The organism is Bacteroidota bacterium, assembly GCA_018816945.1.
Taxonomy (GTDB): Bacteria; Bacteroidota; Bacteroidia; order Bacteroidales.
In genome coordinates this window covers 30646-49964 of record JAHIVC010000070.1, presented here as the reverse complement: position 1 = coordinate 49964, position 19319 = coordinate 30646, and the positions used below count along the sequence as shown (strand labels likewise).

Below are 19319 nucleotides of genomic sequence, written 5' to 3'. Positions count from 1 at the left end.
AACCATGCCCGGATTTGTTACAGGTAACAAATTAATGATTTTGATTATCGGTAGTTGTAATGTTAGCATTCGCATTTACAAGGATGTATTTGTTTTTTTCACCTTCTTTATTGAGTTTTCGTTCAATATTTACGTTCGATCCGGTCATTTCATTGAAACTCTCGATTCCAATACTGGCAATTGTCCACAAATTTATTTTTGATTTTTTAGTTTCATCTCCAACATCTTCTGATCGCGAATTTTTTCGATGCAGTTTTCCAAAAGTGTTGGCCCATAGTGATTTTTTGACCTTTTTTGCTGAGGATGGGTTGGTTTCGCCAAATGATGCCAATAAGAGTTCTTCTTTAATCATCAATTCTTTTACCAAATAATCATATTCGTATTTAAAGGATAACTTTTCGGCTGGCTTTATGGGATTGCCCAATGAAGCAAAATAAGTTGCTATAGGAATACCCGATACAGGAATTTTTAATAGAATTTCTGTCGGGATTACTTCTTCAAAATGAGTAACAGCTATTTGGTATTCTCTTTTAGTTATTGAAGGATACTGATAATCTTGTTGAATTGATTGAATTCCATTGCTTTTCATTAAGGAAGGAACTTCAGCCCTTTCAAAAGACGGTGTTTTCACTTGAGTAGGCCTTAATATATTGAAAATACCGATCAATAAAATAATACTTGCTGCAATTCCGATGGGTTTATACCACGTTTTTATAGATAAGAATGGATATTTTTTTAAGCCGGACTTATTTGCAAAAACGATCGATTGATCAGGGCTTACACGTGCATAACCATAAATCTTAAACTCCGTTTCAAGTGATGGATTTAGGTGGATGAAAGATGCTACTTCTGCCATTTCAGCTGATGTTAAATCGCCCTCATTGCCTGCAATAAAGTAATCGTCGTAATTTTCAGAATTAATTTGATTTGTTGAATGAATAATTGGTTTCTTCAATGATGCTTTGTCAGCATAATTATACTGATCTCCAACATTAATGTTGATCATCTCAAAGCTTTCAAATTCTTCGTTCAGATCCGGATTTTTAAGTAAAAATTCCTTAAGCTCTTTTAATAATGAAGCATCTAATCGTCCGTCGAAATGGTCGATAAAATATTGTTCGTAATTGTTTCGGTCGATCTTCATCTTAATTCTAAATTACAACATCCAAACTTACCAGGTAATTCTTTAAGAATAAGCGTGCGCGATAAATATATACCTTAACCTGAGCTTCACTTAATTCGGTTATTTCACCTATTTCTTTATAGGAGTAACCTTCATAATCCCTTAAAAGAATAACAGATTTCTGAATTTCAGGAAGCTTTTCCACGGCTTCATTGATGACTTCCTTATGATCAGAAAAAGCATTCATTTCAGAATGATTATTAACAATTGCATCCTCCATTGATACAGTACGTTTATCTTTACGAATTGTATCGATAAAACAATGATAAGCGATGGTAAATAAGTAGGATTTCGCTTTTTCAAATTTTACTTCCGAAACTCTGTCCCATAAGCGTACAAACGATTCCTGCACAATATCCTTTGCTTTATCGCTATCCTTAATATTTTTAAGAATAAAACGATAAACACCATCCGAATGTTTGTCCACACAAGTATTGTACTCAGATACCGTCATCCAATTGGTTTTGTATTTCTCAATGATATGACGAAGATGCTATCCCATTTGTTACAGTCGATAGCAATAATTTGAGTGTGAAGTTAAAAAAAAGTTGTTAATGTGTTTACGTGTTTGGGTGTTTATGTGAAAAATATAAAAATTAAACCTTTGAGCATTTAAACTTCTGAACTTCTGAACATATTAACACCATGAATGTTTCAGTCTAGCTTCAGCACTGCCAGGAACGCTTGCTGTGGGACTTCAACATTTCCAACCTGACGCATCCGTTTTTTTCCTTTTTTCTGTTTTTCTAAAAGTTTACGCTTACGGGTAATATCACCTCCATAACATTTGGCGGTTACATCTTTTCGAACAGCTTTAATGGTTTCACGCGAAATGATTTTTACGCCAATCGCTGCCTGAATGGCAATGTCAAATTGCTGACGTGGAATTAATTCTTTCAGTTTGCTGCACATCCGTTTTCCAAAATCATAAGCATTATCGCGATGAATTAAGGTAGACAAAGCATCAACCGACTCCCCATTTAAAAGGATATCTAGTTTGACCAAATTGGCAGGTTTATAGCTCGATTGGTAATAATCAAAAGAAGCATATCCTTTCGAAATACTTTTTAGTTTGTCGTAAAAATCAAATACGATTTCACCCAATGGCATCTCAAAAGTAACTTCAACACGATCGCTGGTCAAATAAACCTGGTTTTTTAAGGTCCCGCGCTTATCAATACACAGGTTCATTACAGCTCCAACATAGGTAGATTTGGAAATGATCGAAGCCGTTATATAAGGCTCTTCAATATGGTCGATGTATTTTTGATCGGGAAGTCCCGATGGATTGTGAACCTCAATAATCTCTTTTTTATTTGTCACAACTTTATACGAAACGTTAGGAACTGTAGTGATCACATTCATGTCGAATTCACGATCCAGTCTTTCCTGAATAATCTCCATGTGCAATAAACCCAAAAATCCGCACCTGAATCCAAATCCCAGGGCTACTGAAGACTCGGGCTCATAGGTTAGAGAGGCATCGTTCAACTGAAGCTTTTCCATGGCAGCTCTCAATTCCTCATATTCGTCGGCATCAACAGGATAGATGCCTGCGAAAACCATAGGCTTAACGTCTTCAAATCCTTCAATTGCTTTCGCACAAGGGCGTTCTACATGAGTAATTGTATCCCCAACTTTTACTTCTTTGGAAGCTTTTATTCCTGAAATAATATATCCAACATCTCCGGCGTAGAGCACTTTATATGGTTGGCGTTCCATAACCAATGCACCAATTTCATCAGCGTGGTATTCCTTGCCCGTATTAACAAATTTTACGAAATCACCTTTTTTTAAGGTGCCATTCATAATTTTGAAATAAGCAATAATCCCACGGAAGTTATTAAAAACAGAATCGAAGATAAGTGCTTCTAATGGTGCGTCCGGATCTCCTTTTGGAGGAGGCACGTCGGTGATGATTCGTTCTAAAACTTTGTCAATTCCAAAACCTGTTTTACCACTCGCTTCGATAATACTTTCGCGCGAACAGCCAATCAGGTCCACAATTTGATCTTTTACATCTTCAGGCATGGCGTTGTCTAAATCCATTTTATTCAGGACCGGAATGATTTCCAAATCGTGTTCTAAAGCCAAGTATAAATTTGAGATGGTTTGTGCTTGTATTCCTTGTGTTGCATCAACTATAAGCAAAGCTCCTTCACATGCTGCTATTGAGCGTGATACTTCATATGAAAAATCAACGTGTCCGGGAGTGTCGATCAGGTTGAGGTTATAAACTCCATCCTCTGTTTTATAAGCCATTTTTATGGCATGACTTTTAATGGTTATTCCCCTTTCGCGTTCCAGATCCATGTCGTCCAATACCTGAGCTTGTTGGTCACGGTCGGAAATTGTTCCGGTAAATTGAAGTAAGCGATCAGCAATCGTACTTTTGCCATGATCGATATGAGCTATGATACAGAAGTTTCTGGTGTTTTTCATTAAATGCAAAAATAAGACTAAAATTAATATTCTCAATCAGATTTATTGTAACTTTAATCCACATTCTGAAAATAGTTCACCCATCTAAATTATTATCAATTAATGTTTCAGGGTGTTTTTTTTGTTTGGAAGAAACTTAAAAGAGGATTTATATGACTAAAATACGGGTTGGGTTAATGGGATTCGGGGAAATCCCAAGGCATATCTATCGATTATGTCTTAACCGAAATGATATTGAAATTGTCGCGATCGCTGATATTGGTCGTGCCGAAATACTGCATTATTTATTGGTAGCTGAAACCAAAGGCGGGATTGATGTGAAGTTGGATGGAAATTTCCTTGTTTCAAAAAACGGAAGGGCCAGAATTGTAATGGGAGGAGAGCCGGGGGATATTCCATGGGATATTTTTAATGTTGATGTAGTCGTTGACGGGACTGGCAAGTATAAATCACGCGAATTTATGGAAAAGCATCATCAGGCCGGGGCCAAACGTGTAATCTTATCAAATTTGCCAACAAATGAAATTGATCGCGTTGTTGTGATTGGGGTAAATGAAAACACCATTCAAAATACCGATAAATTAATTTCGGCAGGTTCTGCAACCACCAATGCTGCAGCAATTCTTCTTAAAATCTTCAACGATGAATTTGGGGTTGATTATGCCATGCTCACAACAGTTCATTCGTACACTTCTGATCAGCCCTTACGTGATAAAGCAGGTACAGATTTTAGGCGAAGCCGGTCAGCTGCTGAAAATATAATTCCTAATGAAACACCTTCGCCCGAATGGATTCAGAAAATCATGCCCGAATTTAAGGGTAGGATAGAGGGCTCGGCTTTAAATGTGCCTGTACCTAGTGGTTCATTATTAGATTTGACTGCTATTTTTAAATCGAAAGATATCACCATTGAGATGATCAATATTGCTGTTCAAAAATATGCGGATCAACATCCTGAAATTGTGGAGATGATGCATGATCCCATCGTTAGTACCGATGTTATCGGTAATGCACATTCTGTCGTATTTGATCGGGATGCAAGCATTAAATCTTCAGGTAGGATGATAAAAACGCTTACCTGGTATCATGCAGCTAAGGCAATGTCGGCGAGGATTATTGATTTAATCATAGCTTACGATAAATTAAATTCAGAAGGAGGTGCATTATGAGAGTTGCGATAAACGGTTTTGGCAGAATCGGAAGATCTGTTTTCAGGATAATTAATAGTCGTGATGATATTGATGTTGTTGCTATTAATGATTTGTACGATAATGAGGTGCTGGCCTATTTATTGAAATATGATACGGTGATGATGGGTTTCGGACAGGATATCAGGTTAGAAGATGACTATTTGATCACACCGAATGAAAAGGTAAGGATGCTGAGTATTAAAGACCCAAATCAATTACCATGGGCCGAGTTAAAAATAGATGTTGTGATCGAAGCTACCGGAATTTTTAGGACCCGTGAAAAATTGATGCCTCACATAAATGCAGGAGCCAAAAGAGTAATTCTTACAGTGCCTGCCAAAGATGAAATTGATTATACGATTGTAATTGGGGTAAACGATGGAGGGCTAAAACCTGAGCATCGCATCATTTCAAATGCCAGTTGCACAACAAACTGTTTGGCACCAATGGCAAAAGTCATGCACGAAGCATTTGGCATTGTTGAAGGGATCATGACCACAACGCACGCTTATACAAATGATCAACGATTGGCTGATGTTCCTCATGCCGACTGGCGTCGTGGTAGGGCTGCTGCAGAAAATATTATTCCAACTACAACCGGTGCTGCAAAAGCTGTTGGCAAAGTGATTCCTGAACTTAAGGGAAGATTGGATGGGATGGCATGTCGTGTTCCGGTCCCTGATGGTTCTATCGTTGACTTTGTGTTCGAAGTTGAAAGAGATGTAACCGTGGAAGAAGTGAATGCGGCCGTGCTTGCTGCCTCAAAAACAAAAGAGATGAAAAATGTTTTGTTTTATGGTGAAGAAAAATATGTATCATCCGATATTGTTGGTAATTTGTATTCCAGCATTTATGACCCGGAATATACCCGGGTTTTGGGTAAGCGAATCGTCAAGACACTTATGTGGTATGACAATGAGTGGGGTTACTCAAACAGAGTGGTTGATCTCATAGGTTTACTTATGAACTTTAAATAAATATACTAAATATAAATACTTCAATGCATGTTGTCATTTAAATTGAAGTATTGGCCTTACTTGAAATATTTATTGCCGGAATTTATAGGCTGGCAATATTATTCTTTATGATTCATTTCTGAATCATCTCAATTTGTTTATTTTTGTTTTAACATAATTATAAATTTAAGTTTATGTATATACCCGATGAGGAATCGGAAAATAAGGAGATCGTTAGGAGATATAGAAATCTCTTAAGGGTATGGTACACACGTAAAACCCCTGCAGATAAAAAGCTGGTTCGTAAGGCTTTTAACTTGGCAGTCAAGGCACATGTGAATGATCGACGAAAAACCGGAGAACCCTATGTTTACCATCCACTCGATGTGGCACGTATTGCTGCTGAGGAAATTGGTTTAGGCACTACTTCAATTGTTTGTGCACTTATACATGATGTTGTAGAGGATACAAAATATACTTTAAAGGATATTCAAAAACTCTTTGGAAGCAACGTAGCTCATATAGTTGATGGCTTAACGAAAATTGATGAACTTTTTGATGACCAAACCTCATCGATACAAGCTGAAAATTTTAGAAAAATGCTGCTTACATTATCAGAAGATGTAAGGGTTATATTAATTAAGCTTGCCGATCGATTGCACAATATGCGTACCCTTGATGCAATGTCCAAGGAAAAGCAAGTAAAGATTGCTTCAGAAACACATTATATATATGCACCGCTTGCCCACCGATTGGGATTGTACATGATTAAAGGGGAACTTGAAGATCTTGCTTTAAAATACCTTGAACCTAATATTTATAATTCAATTTCACAGAAACTGATTGATAGTAAGTTTGAGCGAAATAAATTTGTCAGAAAATTGGTGGGGCCATTAAAAAAAGCCTTAAATGAACAGGAGATAGAATATCAAATTTTTGCCAGTGAAAAATCAGTTAATTCCATTTGGGAAAAAATGCGCGAAAGAGAAATTCCTTTCGAAGAAGTTCATGATGCGTTTGCTGTTAAAATAATTATAGATTCACCAAAAAAACAAGAAAAAATAGACTGTTGGAAGGTATATTCGATCATAACCGATTATTATCGGCCGAAGATGGATCATCTTCGCGACCGGATTTCGATCCCCAAAGCAAATGGTTATGAAGCATTGCACACAACCATTATGAGCCATACAGGGCGTTGGGTGGAGGTTCAAATTCAAACTACCCGAATGTATGATATCGGGATGAAAGGATACGCCGCTCACCTTAAATACAAATCAACGGAAGCAACAAATAGCGGATTAGAAAATTGGCTGAAAAGAATAAGTGAGCTGCTTCAGAGCAGTGAGGAAAATGCCCTGGATTTTTTAAGTGATTTTAAGATGAATCTTTTTTCCGATGAGGTTTCTGTATTTACCCCCAAAGGGGAATTGAAAAATTTACCTTTTGGATCAACAGTCCTTGATTTTGCATACAGTATTCACTCTCAGGTAGGTAATACAAGTATTGGAGCCAAAGTTAATCGAAAATTGGTGCCATTGAATTATCGGGTTAAAAATGGTGATCAGATTGAGATGATTACCTCAGATAAACAAAAACCAAGAGTTTCATGGTTACGATTGGTAGTTACAGCCCGTGCTAAAGCACGAATTAAGCAAGCGATCAAAGAGGACAGAAAATCATTTAAGGAAAAAGGAACGGAAATTTTAAAAGGTTTTTTTGAACAACTTAATATTGAATTTACACCTAATAATATTGGAATATTGCAGAGCAAAACTTCATATTCAGGGGTCATTGATCTGTACTATTTTGTTGCGAAAGGAAAAATAGAACTTAAAGATGTTAAAAATGCCTTTCATGATAATGAAAAGGGAAATTGGATGAGATACATCAGCATCCCATTCCTTCGTTCAAAAAATGTAGAACCCGAAACTTTGTCTAAAAAAATCAGGGAAAGTATTCGTACTGAGCCTGAAGCCATGATTATTGGGGGTGCGGTCAATGATCTGAATTATACCATACTTCCTTGTTGTAACCCAATTCCCGGAGACGATGTAATTGGATTGATTTCGAAGGATGACATGATTCGGATCCATCGGATAAATTGTCCAACCGCAATTCAGGAAATGTCAAAATTCGGGAACAGAATTGTAAAAGCGAAATGGAATAAGAAAGAATCAATATCATTTTTGGCCGGACTCAAAATAAAAAGCATTGATAGTATAGGGTTGATAAATCATATCACAGGCGTAATTTCAAATGAATACCATTTGAATATTCGTTCATTTACGCTTGAAACATCTGAAGGGATTACAGAAGCTATGATCACGCTCTACGTAAATGACTTAAAAAATCTTCAGGATTTGATTGATGAACTGAAAAAAATCAAGGAAATTAAGATGATTAGCCGGATAAATCGATTTTCTAAAACAAAATAGCATTCCTTAAACATCAGATAATAAGCTGATTGAGAAAAACAATTAATTATTCTTATTTATACCAAATAGATATAAATAAATTTTCCGTATTTTTATGCCTTGATTAAATGTTGCGTTTATGAAAGAAAATGATAAGGATACTTTTGAAACTGTAAAACAGATATTTACCGAATATTTGGAGAAAAGAGGTCATCGAAAAACTCCCGAAAGATATACTATTCTCAAAGAGATTTATGCCACTGATGGACATTTTGATATAGAAACCCTGTATATTCGAATGAAAAATAATAAATATAGGGTTAGCAGAGCCACTTTGTACAATACCATAGAACTGCTTTTGGATTGCAGTCTGGTTACCAAGCATCAATTTGGTAATAATTGTGCACAATTTGAGCGTTCGTTCAAATTCAAGCAACATGATCATTTTATTAGTATTGATACCGGAAAAGTCCTTGAGTTTTGTGATCCCAGATTGCAGGAAATTCAGTTATCCGTTGAAAAATTATTGAATGTTAAAATATCCCATCATTCCCTGACATTTTATGGAACTTGCATTGATGACAAGAAGAATTAATCTTTAGATTGCATTGTCCGGAACGGTTCCATTGTTTATAAAAAGTCATAAAAAATATTTTATAATGGGCTTAATGTTTGTAAAATTGCATACATAAAGTCCTTTGTTTTTAAGCGTGGCTTTTAGTGAAAAGATAGAATGAACTTCTTAAGCTGTTTTACTGGTTAATCTGATTTTCCAGAGGGTCAGGATGATTTTAAAGTTCAAAACAAAAAATAAAAAAATATTTAAATGAAAGTTGATGTATTGCTTGGGCTCCAGTGGGGAGATGAAGGTAAAGGTAAAATTGTTGATGTTTTAACTCCAAAATATGATATCGTTGCCAGATTTCAGGGAGGTCCAAATGCAGGTCACACCATCGAATTTGATGGAAATAAATTTGTTCTTCATACCATTCCTTCCGGAATTTTCAATCAGAAAACCATCAATATAATTGGTAATGGTGTAATTATTGACCCTTGCATCTTTGTAAGAGAGCTTAATAATTTGGCCAAACATCAAATAGAAACAAGGAATCATTTATATATTTCGAAAAAAGCACACTTAATCCTGCCAACCCATCGCCTGCTTGATGCAACCTATGAACAATCAAAAGGTGATTTAAAAATAGGATCAACATTAAAAGGAATTGGACCTACTTATACTGATAAAGTTGCTCGTAATGGACTTCGAATAGGAGATATTATCGCTCATGATTTTAAATCAAAATATCTGAAGTTGAAGAAAAAGCATTTGGAGATTTTGGAGTTCTACAAATTTGACTATTCAAACTATAAGCTGGACGGAATCTTATTTGATGAATACGAAGCACAATGGTTTGCAGCTTTGGATGTTATCAAAGAATTTAAGCTTATCGACAGCGAATATTTTATTAATAATGCCTTAAAAGAAGGTAAATCTGTTTTAGCCGAGGGTGCCCAGGGTTCATTACTCGACATTGATTTTGGGTCCTATCCGTTTGTTACTTCTTCAAATACGATTACTGCAGGAGTTTGTTCCGGATTAGGGATTTCGCCAAAAAGTGTCGGTAAAGTATACGGGATTTTTAAAGCCTACTGTACCCGGGTCGGCAGTGGATCTTTTCCAACCGAATTGGATAATGAGATTGGGCAAAAATTAAGGGAAATTGGAAATGAATACGGTTCAACTACCGGCAGACCAAGACGATGTGGCTGGCTTGATATTCCGGCATTAAAATACGCGATCATGCTTGATGGTGTAGATGAGTTGTTGATGATGAAAGCTGATGTACTTAGCCCATTCGATAAAATAAAAGTATGTACTTCGTATACCATTGAAGGAAAAAACACACAGGAAATCCCTTTCAATACTGAAAACACTGATTTAAAAGCTAATTATGAAGAGGTCGATGGATGGAATGCAGATCTGACAAAATTGTCAAAAATTGAGGATGCTCCAATAAAACTCATCGACTACGTGAAATTCATTGAAAAGCTTGTAGAGGTACCCGTAAGTGTAGTTTCTGTAGGGCCTGATAGAACCCAAACTCTTTTCAGAAAGTAAGATATAGCGCATAAAAACAAATTCCATTAAGATATTAGACGTTAGATGTTAGATGTCAGAAAAAGTCCTCCTTTGACTAGATTCTTATATCTTGAATTTTCCTCATTCCGTGACATTACACTTCGATCGTTTCCAAATAGGACTTCTCAGATATATAAATTTGAGAAGTCAAAAAAAAATTTCGAGAAGTCAAATTTGAACGTTTGAGAAGTCAAATAATTTCTATACACAAGTAACATTTCTATTTTACTCAAAAGGTTTTTCCAATTTACTCAAAAAGTTTTCTCACTTTACTCAAAAGGATTTCTCACTTTACTCAAACAGTTAATCATTTGAACTTCTGAACCTCTGAGCCTTTGAACTCTTCGACATTCGGTTGACATTCAATAGTAATACATTGTAATACATTGCAATACATTGTGAACAAAGTCAGAAGCACACAAACAGTTAATCATTTGAACTTCTGAACCTCTGACCCTCTGAGCCTTTGAACCTCTGAACTCTTCGACATTCAATAGTAATACATTGTGATCAACTTTTCTATTCTCGTTTATAACTTATAACTCATAATTTATAATTATTAAAAAAATCTAACGATTTTTTTAATATATTTATTCCCGAAATTCTTTCCTGCCGGATAATGATTGTTGATCAAAGAATTTGAGCTCCCTCACAAGTATTGAAATTAAATCGATTTTGACGAATCGATAAAATATATAAGTTAACAAAACCTGCACAATACACGCTAATATGGGTGGATATATGCAATAAAGTTGAACATATATACAAGTTGTGCGGCATGCTAAAAGAAAACAATGGAAAAAAACAATAAATTAAAACCAATTAGTATTTGGAAAAGCATAATACTATTTGGGATTCCCGGATTATTAATCTATGTAGGATTAGTATATGGGGCTCCATATTTTCAAAAAATTGGACTTAAAATTGTTTTTCTTTTCCCATTCTTTCTTTGGATCCCAATAATTCCATTACTCCCAATTTCAATTCTATTATTCAAAAAGGAAAAAAAGGATAACCCCAAACTAAAAATATCTGAAAGATTCAGATTGAAAACAATTACCAAAAATGACTGGTTATGGACAATTAGTGGTATCATATTTGTGTTTGTCTTCGAAATTCTAATGGAACCTGTTGCGAAATGGATGGCTTCAAAAGCTTTTTTTTCAGCTCCAGACCATTTTCCGTTACTATTACACCCATTAAAAGAAATTAAATTCCCTTTATCCGAATTTCTGGGAGTAAACTTGCGTGGCAATTGGATATTTTTAATTGCTACAATTATGCTACATTCAACAGCAATGATAGCCGAAGAATTTATGTGGCGTGGATATATTCTTCCAAGACAAGAAGTAAAGTATGGCAATTATGCTTGGTTGGTAAATGGTTTACTTTGGGCATATTTAGTTCATTTAGTTATGCCTTGGAATTTTATAGCTTTTCTACCAAGCATGCTAATTACTCCATTTATTGCTCAGAAAACTAAAAACACATGGGTTGCTTTAATGATACATGGAATACCAAATACAATTCTATGGATTTTAATTTTATCAGGAATAACAGGAGTTGGTTGAAATTTGTTAATATACTGATACAACACCCATATTTTGAGACATTAAGAAAATACTTTACATATAACCTAGAAAAAATATGAATGAAAATAATCGAATAGAAAACAAAGCATCACATACCGCTTTAATGGCTGTTATTCATAGATTTCTTGCAACTTACGATAACAGGATTAAAGATAAAGGACCCGATAATTTAGCATTTGTTTTCTTACCACCCAAAGCAAGGTTTTTTTTAAGGTTTGCATTTTTCAGAACAGTAATCACTAAAAAACTGCAAAAAAAAGTTCCTGGTTCATATGAATATATTACTGCGAGAACTAATTTTTTTGACGAAATATTTATTAGTGCAGCAAAATCAAGTATTGACCAGATAGTCTTTTTGGGGGCTGGATTTGATACAAGAGCAATTAGGTTTCAGCACTTAACTTCTGGCTCGATAATTTTTGAACTTGATACATCAACAACTCAAAATGTAAAAATAAATTATCTAAAAAAAAGTAAAATCCACCTTCCTGAAAATATTGTTTATGTACCCATTAATTTCAACAAAGATAATTTAAAGCAAACACTATTATCACACGGCTATTTGCCCCAAAAAAGGAGTCTGTTTATATGGGAAGGTGTAACCATGTACATTACTAATGAATCAGTAAAAAAAACACTTTCTTTTATCAAAGACAACTCCGGATATAGTAGCATGATTGCTTTTGATTACTTCTATGATTCCGTTATTAAAGGAACTTCTGACTCCTTTGGTGCTAAGGAACTTAGTGAGTCAGCTAGAAAAATAGGTGAAGAATTCAAATTTGGGATTGAAGAAGGGCTGGTTGATGAATTTCTTAAAGAAAATGGTTTCATCCTTATAAATCATTACACACCACAAGAATTTGAAAAGAAATTTTTAAGAAGAGCTGGTAGAAATACTTTAGGCAATATGTATGGTTTTGCGGGACATGTTTATGCCAAATTGAAAGGTTAAATTGTGTGTATCTTAAAAATTAATAATTATATCGTGTTACTAAAGTTATAATTAAGATGAAAATAAAACTTTTTTTTATACTGTTAGGATTATCGTATGGGTTATTTACATACTACTTATTTGGGGGATGGTGGAATTCATCAGTTGGTACGTTATTAATTCTACTCTTTAGCTACTTAATTTGGAATAAAGACTTCCTAAAACAGATTGGTCTAAAATTAGATTTAAAAACAATAGTAAAAGCCCTAATTTTAGCAGGATTGGTTTTAATTTGCTCTTTGCTATTAATGAAATACATCGCCAATAAACATAATATACAAATTTCGTTTTCAAATTGGGGCAATTATTATCACGATATTTTTTATATTATTAATGAAGAGATTGTTATAGGATCTATTTCATTATTCGCCTTGGTTAACAATTATAAGATTAAGCCAATAATAGCTTCAATTGGATTGGCCGTTGTTTTTGCACTAATACATTTTATATTTTACAAGTGGTTTTTTGATGATAAAGGATTAATTGGGATTACTACATTAATTTCACTTTTCCTAATTGGATTTGTTAGAAATAACTTAATTCTTCAAACCAGGCACATTGCATATTCCTGGGCACTTCATTTTGGTTGGATGGCAATTATGTTTGGCAGCATGCATATTGATATGCAAACTAATTTGCGAGTACAAGAACATGAAAGATTTAATTTATATTTGGGTTCGATTGAGATAGTAATAATTTCGATTATTCTTACAGGATTAAGTGTATTATTACAAGCAAAAAGATACTGGTCAAATATGAAAATTTAATTAATGATTAACCGTTTTGGAGTTATACCTAAAAGTTAAAACTAATATTAACATAAAACCGAACTGATATGAATATTAATTACTTACTTTTTTCAGTAGTTTTTATCTTTTTCTCTTTTATTGTATTTAGAGTAAAGATTAAAAGGGATTACAAAAATATCCAAAGATTTTCAATGTTTTCTACTATTCTTGCAATTCTTGTATTTGCTGTACACGCGAATTCAGTTTATTTAATTTTGCCAACTAAATGGCCCTACCTTCCACAGATGCCAGAAAATACAGTTACTGTAAATATATTTAGAGTTATGCTTGGCGTTGGGATAATTATTCTTTTACTTTCATGGCTAAAACTCGGCGCCAAAGTAACCATTGGTATAGATAAAAGCAAACTGCAAACCAAGGGCATGTACAAATATTCCAGAAACCCACAATTGGTTGGCTATGGATTTATTTTGGCTTCTTTTACAATAATATATTTTTCATACACGATGCTTTTTTGGTTTTTAAATTATTTAATAACCGCATATTTTATGGTTAAATCTGAAGAAGAGTTTCTATACCAAAAATATAAAGAAGAATATAAAGATTATTGTAGACAAGTGCCAAGGATTATTAAATTGTAATTTTTTGTTATCATATAAAGTAAAATGCACGACCGCACAACACACAATATAAAACAGTTGGGGTTCAGTGGTTTGCGATGCTTTGGTTCTCGCGCCAGCATTTTCCTCGATGGATACAGACGCGCTTCGAAAACCCAACCGTTTCATATTGCCATCCGTTAGCACCAATTTTAAAAAATGGATAATCTAGACAGATTAAAATCAAGACTTGAATATTTTCTCAACATGACCGAAGTGTTATCAGATGGGACTGTTGTTGAAAGAAGATTTCTCGTTGCATCTGTCAATAATCTAAGAATTGAAATACGACCTAATGAGCATCCACCACCGCACTTTCATGTTAAATCAGATGAAATAAATGCCTCTTTTGGAATAATCGACTGTAAATTTTTGAAAGGTGAAATTAATTCTAAAGACAGAAGGAGAATTGAGCGTTTTCACAAGGAATCAATTGATTTATTAATTGAAACATGGAATAAACTTAGACCAACTAATTGCCCTGTAGGTATAATAAAAATTGACACATAAGAAAATGACAAAGAACCAAAACATACTAATTACCATTATTCTGGTCTTCACAATAAGTTCAGTGGCAATTGGACAATCAGTAGCAACCGATCACTATAAGACTAAAACTTTTGACTGTATAATTTTTCCAGCAACTTCTAATGAATTAATTGGGGGCGAAAGATTCACCCCAACTAGAATAGAAATTCAAAAAGCTGAAAAATTGCTTAATGAAGGTTTGAAAAATATAAATGCTTCTTTATTAAACCAAAATGGCTCAGATCAAAGTCCTATAATTCACGAGAAACTAAAAAAATATAAACGACAATATTTCGGGTATATTGACAAAAACAAAAGCAAACTATTATTTATAAATTGTTTTTGGCCAAATAAAAGACATTTAGATAATTGGGACAAACAGATGATCTTTGTTTTGGATGGAGGTAGTTACTATTGGTCAATAAAGGTCAATCTTGAAACAGAAGAACTATTTGAATTATCAATAAATGGAAACGCATAAAATAAAAAACTGGTGCTAACAACAGTAACCGTTGCACAACCCAATAAATAACTAGCATTATCTGGTTTACTTAAAATATTTGAGTTGAAAAAAGCCCACCTGTGGGCTTTTTCTTTTTGTGTCAAATTTGCAATTGTTAAGTTTTACATCGATCACAAATCAAATCATTAGCAGCATTTTGAAAAAATACCAATTATTGGTATATTTGAGAAAAATATGATAACTATGGGAAAAAACACTTCAATATTATTAGGAAGCCATTTTGAAAAATTCATAAATTCTGTAATTTCAACCGGCAGATACAATTCAGCAAGCGAGGTTATCAGAACTGCTCTACGATTGCTTGAAACAGAAGAACAGAAGACAATAGAATTAAGAAAGGCTCTTGATCTTGGAGAAAACAGCAATCTTATAAATGACTTTAACCCAAATGAATACTTACAAGAACTGCATAAGAAACATTTATGAGAAATCAGAATTATCGCATTAGTGAAAAAGCAGTTGAGGATTTAGGGAATATTTGGATTTATACTTTTGAAAAGTGGTCGCCCGAACAAGCTGACAGGTATTACAATTTAATAATCAATGAAATTGAATTCATTGCAACGAATTTTAATACCGGTAAAGCAATGGATCACATTAGAAAAGGATACAGGGCTTCCATAGTTAAATCTCATTTGATTTTCTATAGAATGGGACAAAATAATATAGTGGAAGTCATTAGAATTCTTCACCAAAAAATGGATGTAGAGAATAAAATTAATGAATAAAGTTGAATCCTTTATTCGTGAAACTCAGATTTCAAAAACAGCTCGTCCCGCAGTTTATGCGGGATAGTGAATTGAAATCTGTACGATGAACGCCTGCCTGCCAAAATGCAGTACAGGCAGGAATCCCGATAGCGCAGCGTATCGGGATAAATGAGTTTAACCTGCTTGCGCAGGTAGGGGTTCGTACTCGGTAGAAACGTGGGCTTTCTTCTCAAGCTTTTCTGTTCTGGGCCAGAAAAGCAGCACGAAAAACCCTGCCATGTTACATAGCCAAACCGATGGGCGTAATGCTAACAACCTAGCTTCACATAGGATTACGTAGAGATAACAAAATAAATTGACTGAATTATGAAATATGTTTGTCCATTAATTACAGTATCTGACATGAAACTGTCTCGTGACTTTTACGAGAATTTATTAGACCAAAAGGTAAAATATGACTTTGGTGAAAGTGTTACTTTTCATGGAGATTTTGCAATTCATTTGCAAGTTCATTATAAAAACCTGATTGATAATAGAGAAATAAAATCTGGTGGAAATAATTTTGAGTTATATTTCGAGTCTGATACGATTGAGTTGATAGTTGAGAAATTAAAGAAAAATAATATTTTATTTGTTCATGAATTGCGAGAGCAACCGTGGCGACAGAAAGTCGTAAGATTCTACGACCCTGATAAAAACATAATAGAAATTGGCGAGACTTTGGAGCATTTGTCTTTTAGACTAAGAAATGAAGATTTATCGTTTGAGCAAATATCTATGATTACAAATATGCCGATTGATTTTGTGATTGATTCGATTGAAAAGCATGAAATGATTAAATAAAGCACATACGACCAACATCATATATAAAATATTGGGGGGTTAAGTGGTTATTCGGATTTTCTGCCACGCATTAAGTTCGGTGTAACTTGATAGGATAGTAGCCCGCAATCGGCAGCTTTTAATAGCAGCTGCACGTTAGCGATTATTTTACAGACCAAAACAGAATTCATAAACCATACTAATAATTAACAAAAATGATATTTAGAACATTCTTAACTATTCTTATTTCATTGAATCTTGGATTAGCCCATGCTCAAATAATTGCAATAAAGGCAGGAAAAATGATCGACCCTTCAACAGGCGCAGTTTCTTATAATCAAATTATACTCGTTGAAAACGGTAAAATTAAAGAGCTGGGTACTAGTATAGAAATACCTAAAGGTGCCGAAATCATTGATCTTTCAAAATCAACTGTAACGCCGGGACTTATCGATTCTCATACACACATTTGTGCAACTACCAGCAAATTTGCCGATAAGCTAGGCATTGATTTTCTTGACATGGTATTGCTCAACCCGGATGGATATAGGGCCATTCAGGGGGCTGTTTATGCAAAAGAGATCCTTGATGTCGGATTTACGACTATTAGGGAAGCAGGGAATTCAGGGAAATATGTAGATGTTGATATAAAACGAGCTATCAATGAGGGATTAATCGGGGGTCCGAACATTTTAACCGCAGGTAGAATCATAGCGCCTTTTGGAGGACAGTTTAGAACCAAAGCCGACAAACAATTCATCGTAAACAACGAGTATTTCTATGCTGATACGCATGATGAGTTAAAAAAGGCAATACGAGAAAATATATTTTATGGAGTGGATGTGATTAAAATTGTGGTCGATTCAAAACAATATAAATATTCAACAGAAGATATAAAGTTCATTGTAAACGAAGCTAAAATGGCAGGGCTTAAAGTGATGGCACATTGTCAAACTATAGATGGACTATATTCAGCAGTATCAGGTGGTGTGGCTTCGGTAGAACATGGCTGGACAATACCCGACAGCTTAATATTCCTAATGAAACAAAAAGAAATTGTTTTGGTAAGCACTGATTTTCCTGCTAAAGTTCTTCAGGCATTTGGTAGTGATGAGGAAAATGCAAAAGCCTTTCATGCCAAGTTAATTAAACGACTTAAAAGAGCCTATGATGGAGGTGTTAAAATAGCCTTCGGTAGTGATATAATGGTTGATATTGATAATGAAACGAGAGGATCTGTGGCATTAAGCTATATTGATAGTTTTGTTGAGGCAGGAATTCCGGCATCGGATATATTAAAGATCATGACCATTAATGCGGCTCAGCTTCTTGGAATTGAAAAAGTAAGAGGTACTTTAGCAAAAGGAATGTATTGTGATTTGATTGCAACGGAAGACAATCCACTTGAAAACATCATGACATTGAAAAAGGTTTTATTTGTTATGAAAAATGGGGTAGTAATTAAAAATAATACAAACAACCGCTAAGCGTTAACGGTTATATTACTGAACTTCGTGGTGATTTGATTGCTTAACTACAAATTTTGAAAAATTAAAAAATGAGGTATTTCCCAATTTTAATAATTGCTGTACTATGTTGTTGTTCAAATTATAATAAAAAAAACAATGAAGTACTAAAAAAGGATCCTATTCAAGTTAAGGATACAATAGAATATGCTCTTATCCAATCTGACAGCATTAAAAAGTACAGTGAAAAGATGAAGAAGTTTTATATTAATATAGAACCTTCAGAAATTGCAGAAAAATGGGTACTTCCTTTTAACCTAAAAAATCGATCAGATTTAAATATGATTCAAATAATAAGTGGATTTGGAACTTATCGTTCTGGTCATGCAAAAGGTCATAAACATTCAGGGATCGATATAATACCTTCAGAAAAACAGGATACTGTATTTGTATATCCGGTTAATAAAGGAGTAGTATGTTTAATTCGCCCGATAGCACCGAATAAGGTTGTAATTATTAGGCATAAACTTGATGATGGTTCTTTTATTTATAGCTCCTACACACATCTTAAAGATATTTATGTTAAAAATGGTGATGAGCTCGATTATAATACAAAAATTGGAGTATTATATACTAAAGCTGAGGCAAAGAGGTATAACGGAGATTATGATCATCTGCATTTTGAAATTAAAAAGAGAATAGATGATTATTGTTGTGCGAGCTGGTTATGTATGAGTCAGGAGGAATTAAGGGAGTACTTTGATAATCCGTTGGATTTTCTCAAAAAGAATTTGAACAAGTAATCTAAAACTAAAAAATAATTATTGTTTGCTAACAAACGTAACCGTTGCACAACCTCATTAAGAACAAGTATTGTCGTTTGGAGATATACATTGAGGAACACATGAAAGAAAAGGAGATAGATGTATTGTAGTTTTCTGATCACCC

At 34.2% G+C, this 19319-nt stretch carries 19 protein-coding genes; 16 read left to right on the top strand and 3 right to left on the bottom strand.

All coding sequences use genetic code 11. The features are described 5' to 3' along the window. Nucleotides 1-31 precede the first annotated feature (31 nt). The 3 genes from KKG99_10895 to lepA all read right to left on the bottom strand — a co-directional run bounded on the left by KKG99_10895 (nt 32) and on the right by lepA (nt 3625). Nucleotides 32-1144, bottom strand: a complete 1113-nt coding sequence (locus tag KKG99_10895; protein ID MBU1013503.1) for a hypothetical protein — start codon at nt 1142-1144, stop codon at nt 32-34. A gap of 7 nt (nt 1145-1151) precedes the next feature. Then, entirely contained in the window at nt 1152-1637 is a 486-nt protein-coding gene (locus KKG99_10890) for an RNA polymerase sigma factor (GenBank protein ID MBU1013502.1), read from the bottom strand. A gap of 200 nt (nt 1638-1837) precedes the next feature. Beyond that, nucleotides 1838-3625: a translation elongation factor 4 gene (gene lepA / locus KKG99_10885; protein MBU1013501.1), complete on the bottom strand. Its 1788-nt coding sequence runs from the start codon at nt 3623-3625 to the stop codon at nt 1838-1840. Between the two features lie 152 nt (nt 3626-3777). Between lepA and KKG99_10880 the strand changes: the two genes are divergently transcribed. The 16 genes from KKG99_10880 to KKG99_10805 all read left to right on the top strand — a co-directional run bounded on the left by KKG99_10880 (nt 3778) and on the right by KKG99_10805 (nt 19174). Then, nucleotides 3778-4794 (top strand): glyceraldehyde-3-phosphate dehydrogenase, encoded by a 1017-nt coding sequence (locus KKG99_10880; protein MBU1013500.1) that lies wholly within the window; start codon nt 3778-3780, stop codon nt 4792-4794. Continuing rightward, nucleotides 4791-5792 carry a type I glyceraldehyde-3-phosphate dehydrogenase gene (gene gap / locus KKG99_10875; GenBank protein ID MBU1013499.1) on the top strand — a complete coding sequence of 334 codons (1002 nt, stop codon included), beginning with the start codon at nt 4791-4793 and terminating at the stop codon, nt 5790-5792. Before KKG99_10880 ends, gap begins: the two co-directional genes overlap by 4 nt. Nucleotides 5793-5965: 173 nt before the next feature. Next, complete coding sequence (locus KKG99_10870; protein ID MBU1013498.1) at nt 5966-8209, top strand: RelA/SpoT family protein; 2244 nt, start codon at nt 5966-5968, stop codon at nt 8207-8209. Nucleotides 8210-8327: 118 nt separating this feature from the next. Further along, nucleotides 8328-8783 (top strand): transcriptional repressor, encoded by a 456-nt coding sequence (locus tag KKG99_10865; protein ID MBU1013497.1) that lies wholly within the window; start codon nt 8328-8330, stop codon nt 8781-8783. Nucleotides 8784-9014: 231 nt separating this feature from the next. After that, nucleotides 9015-10307 (top strand): adenylosuccinate synthase, encoded by a 1293-nt coding sequence (locus KKG99_10860; GenBank protein MBU1013496.1) that lies wholly within the window; start codon nt 9015-9017, stop codon nt 10305-10307. Between the two features lie 815 nt (nt 10308-11122). Beyond that, entirely contained in the window at nt 11123-11899 is a 777-nt protein-coding gene (locus tag KKG99_10855) for a CPBP family intramembrane metalloprotease (protein MBU1013495.1), read from the top strand. Between the two features lie 76 nt (nt 11900-11975). Further along, nucleotides 11976-12875, top strand: coding sequence for an SAM-dependent methyltransferase (locus tag KKG99_10850; protein MBU1013494.1), 900 nt, complete (start codon nt 11976-11978; stop codon nt 12873-12875). Between the two features lie 56 nt (nt 12876-12931). Continuing rightward, on the top strand, nt 12932-13681 hold the full coding sequence (locus KKG99_10845) for a hypothetical protein (GenBank protein MBU1013493.1): 750 nt from the start codon (nt 12932-12934) through the stop codon (nt 13679-13681). Between the two features lie 68 nt (nt 13682-13749). Beyond that, on the top strand, nt 13750-14304 hold the full coding sequence (locus KKG99_10840) for an isoprenylcysteine carboxylmethyltransferase family protein (GenBank protein ID MBU1013492.1): 555 nt from the start codon (nt 13750-13752) through the stop codon (nt 14302-14304). Nucleotides 14305-14481: 177 nt separating this feature from the next. Then, a complete protein-coding gene (locus tag KKG99_10835; protein MBU1013491.1) occupies nt 14482-14832 on the top strand; it encodes a DUF4160 domain-containing protein in 351 nt (116 codons plus the stop codon). A gap of 61 nt (nt 14833-14893) precedes the next feature. Then, nucleotides 14894-15331: a hypothetical protein gene (locus tag KKG99_10830; GenBank protein ID MBU1013490.1), complete on the top strand. Its 438-nt coding sequence runs from the start codon at nt 14894-14896 to the stop codon at nt 15329-15331. Nucleotides 15332-15556: 225 nt separating this feature from the next. Next, on the top strand, nt 15557-15799 hold the full coding sequence (locus KKG99_10825) for a type II toxin-antitoxin system ParD family antitoxin (GenBank protein MBU1013489.1): 243 nt from the start codon (nt 15557-15559) through the stop codon (nt 15797-15799). Beyond that, complete coding sequence (locus KKG99_10820; GenBank protein ID MBU1013488.1) at nt 15796-16101, top strand: type II toxin-antitoxin system RelE/ParE family toxin; 306 nt, start codon at nt 15796-15798, stop codon at nt 16099-16101. Before KKG99_10825 ends, KKG99_10820 begins: the two co-directional genes overlap by 4 nt. A gap of 348 nt (nt 16102-16449) precedes the next feature. Further along, on the top strand, nt 16450-16926 hold the full coding sequence (locus KKG99_10815) for a VOC family protein (protein MBU1013487.1): 477 nt from the start codon (nt 16450-16452) through the stop codon (nt 16924-16926). Between the two features lie 194 nt (nt 16927-17120). Continuing rightward, nucleotides 17121-18392 carry an amidohydrolase family protein gene (locus KKG99_10810; GenBank protein MBU1013486.1) on the top strand — a complete coding sequence of 424 codons (1272 nt, stop codon included), beginning with the start codon at nt 17121-17123 and terminating at the stop codon, nt 18390-18392. Nucleotides 18393-18622: 230 nt separating this feature from the next. Continuing rightward, complete coding sequence (locus KKG99_10805) at nt 18623-19174, top strand: M23 family metallopeptidase (GenBank protein ID MBU1013485.1); 552 nt, start codon at nt 18623-18625, stop codon at nt 19172-19174. The last annotated feature ends 145 nt before the right edge of the window (nt 19175-19319 follow it).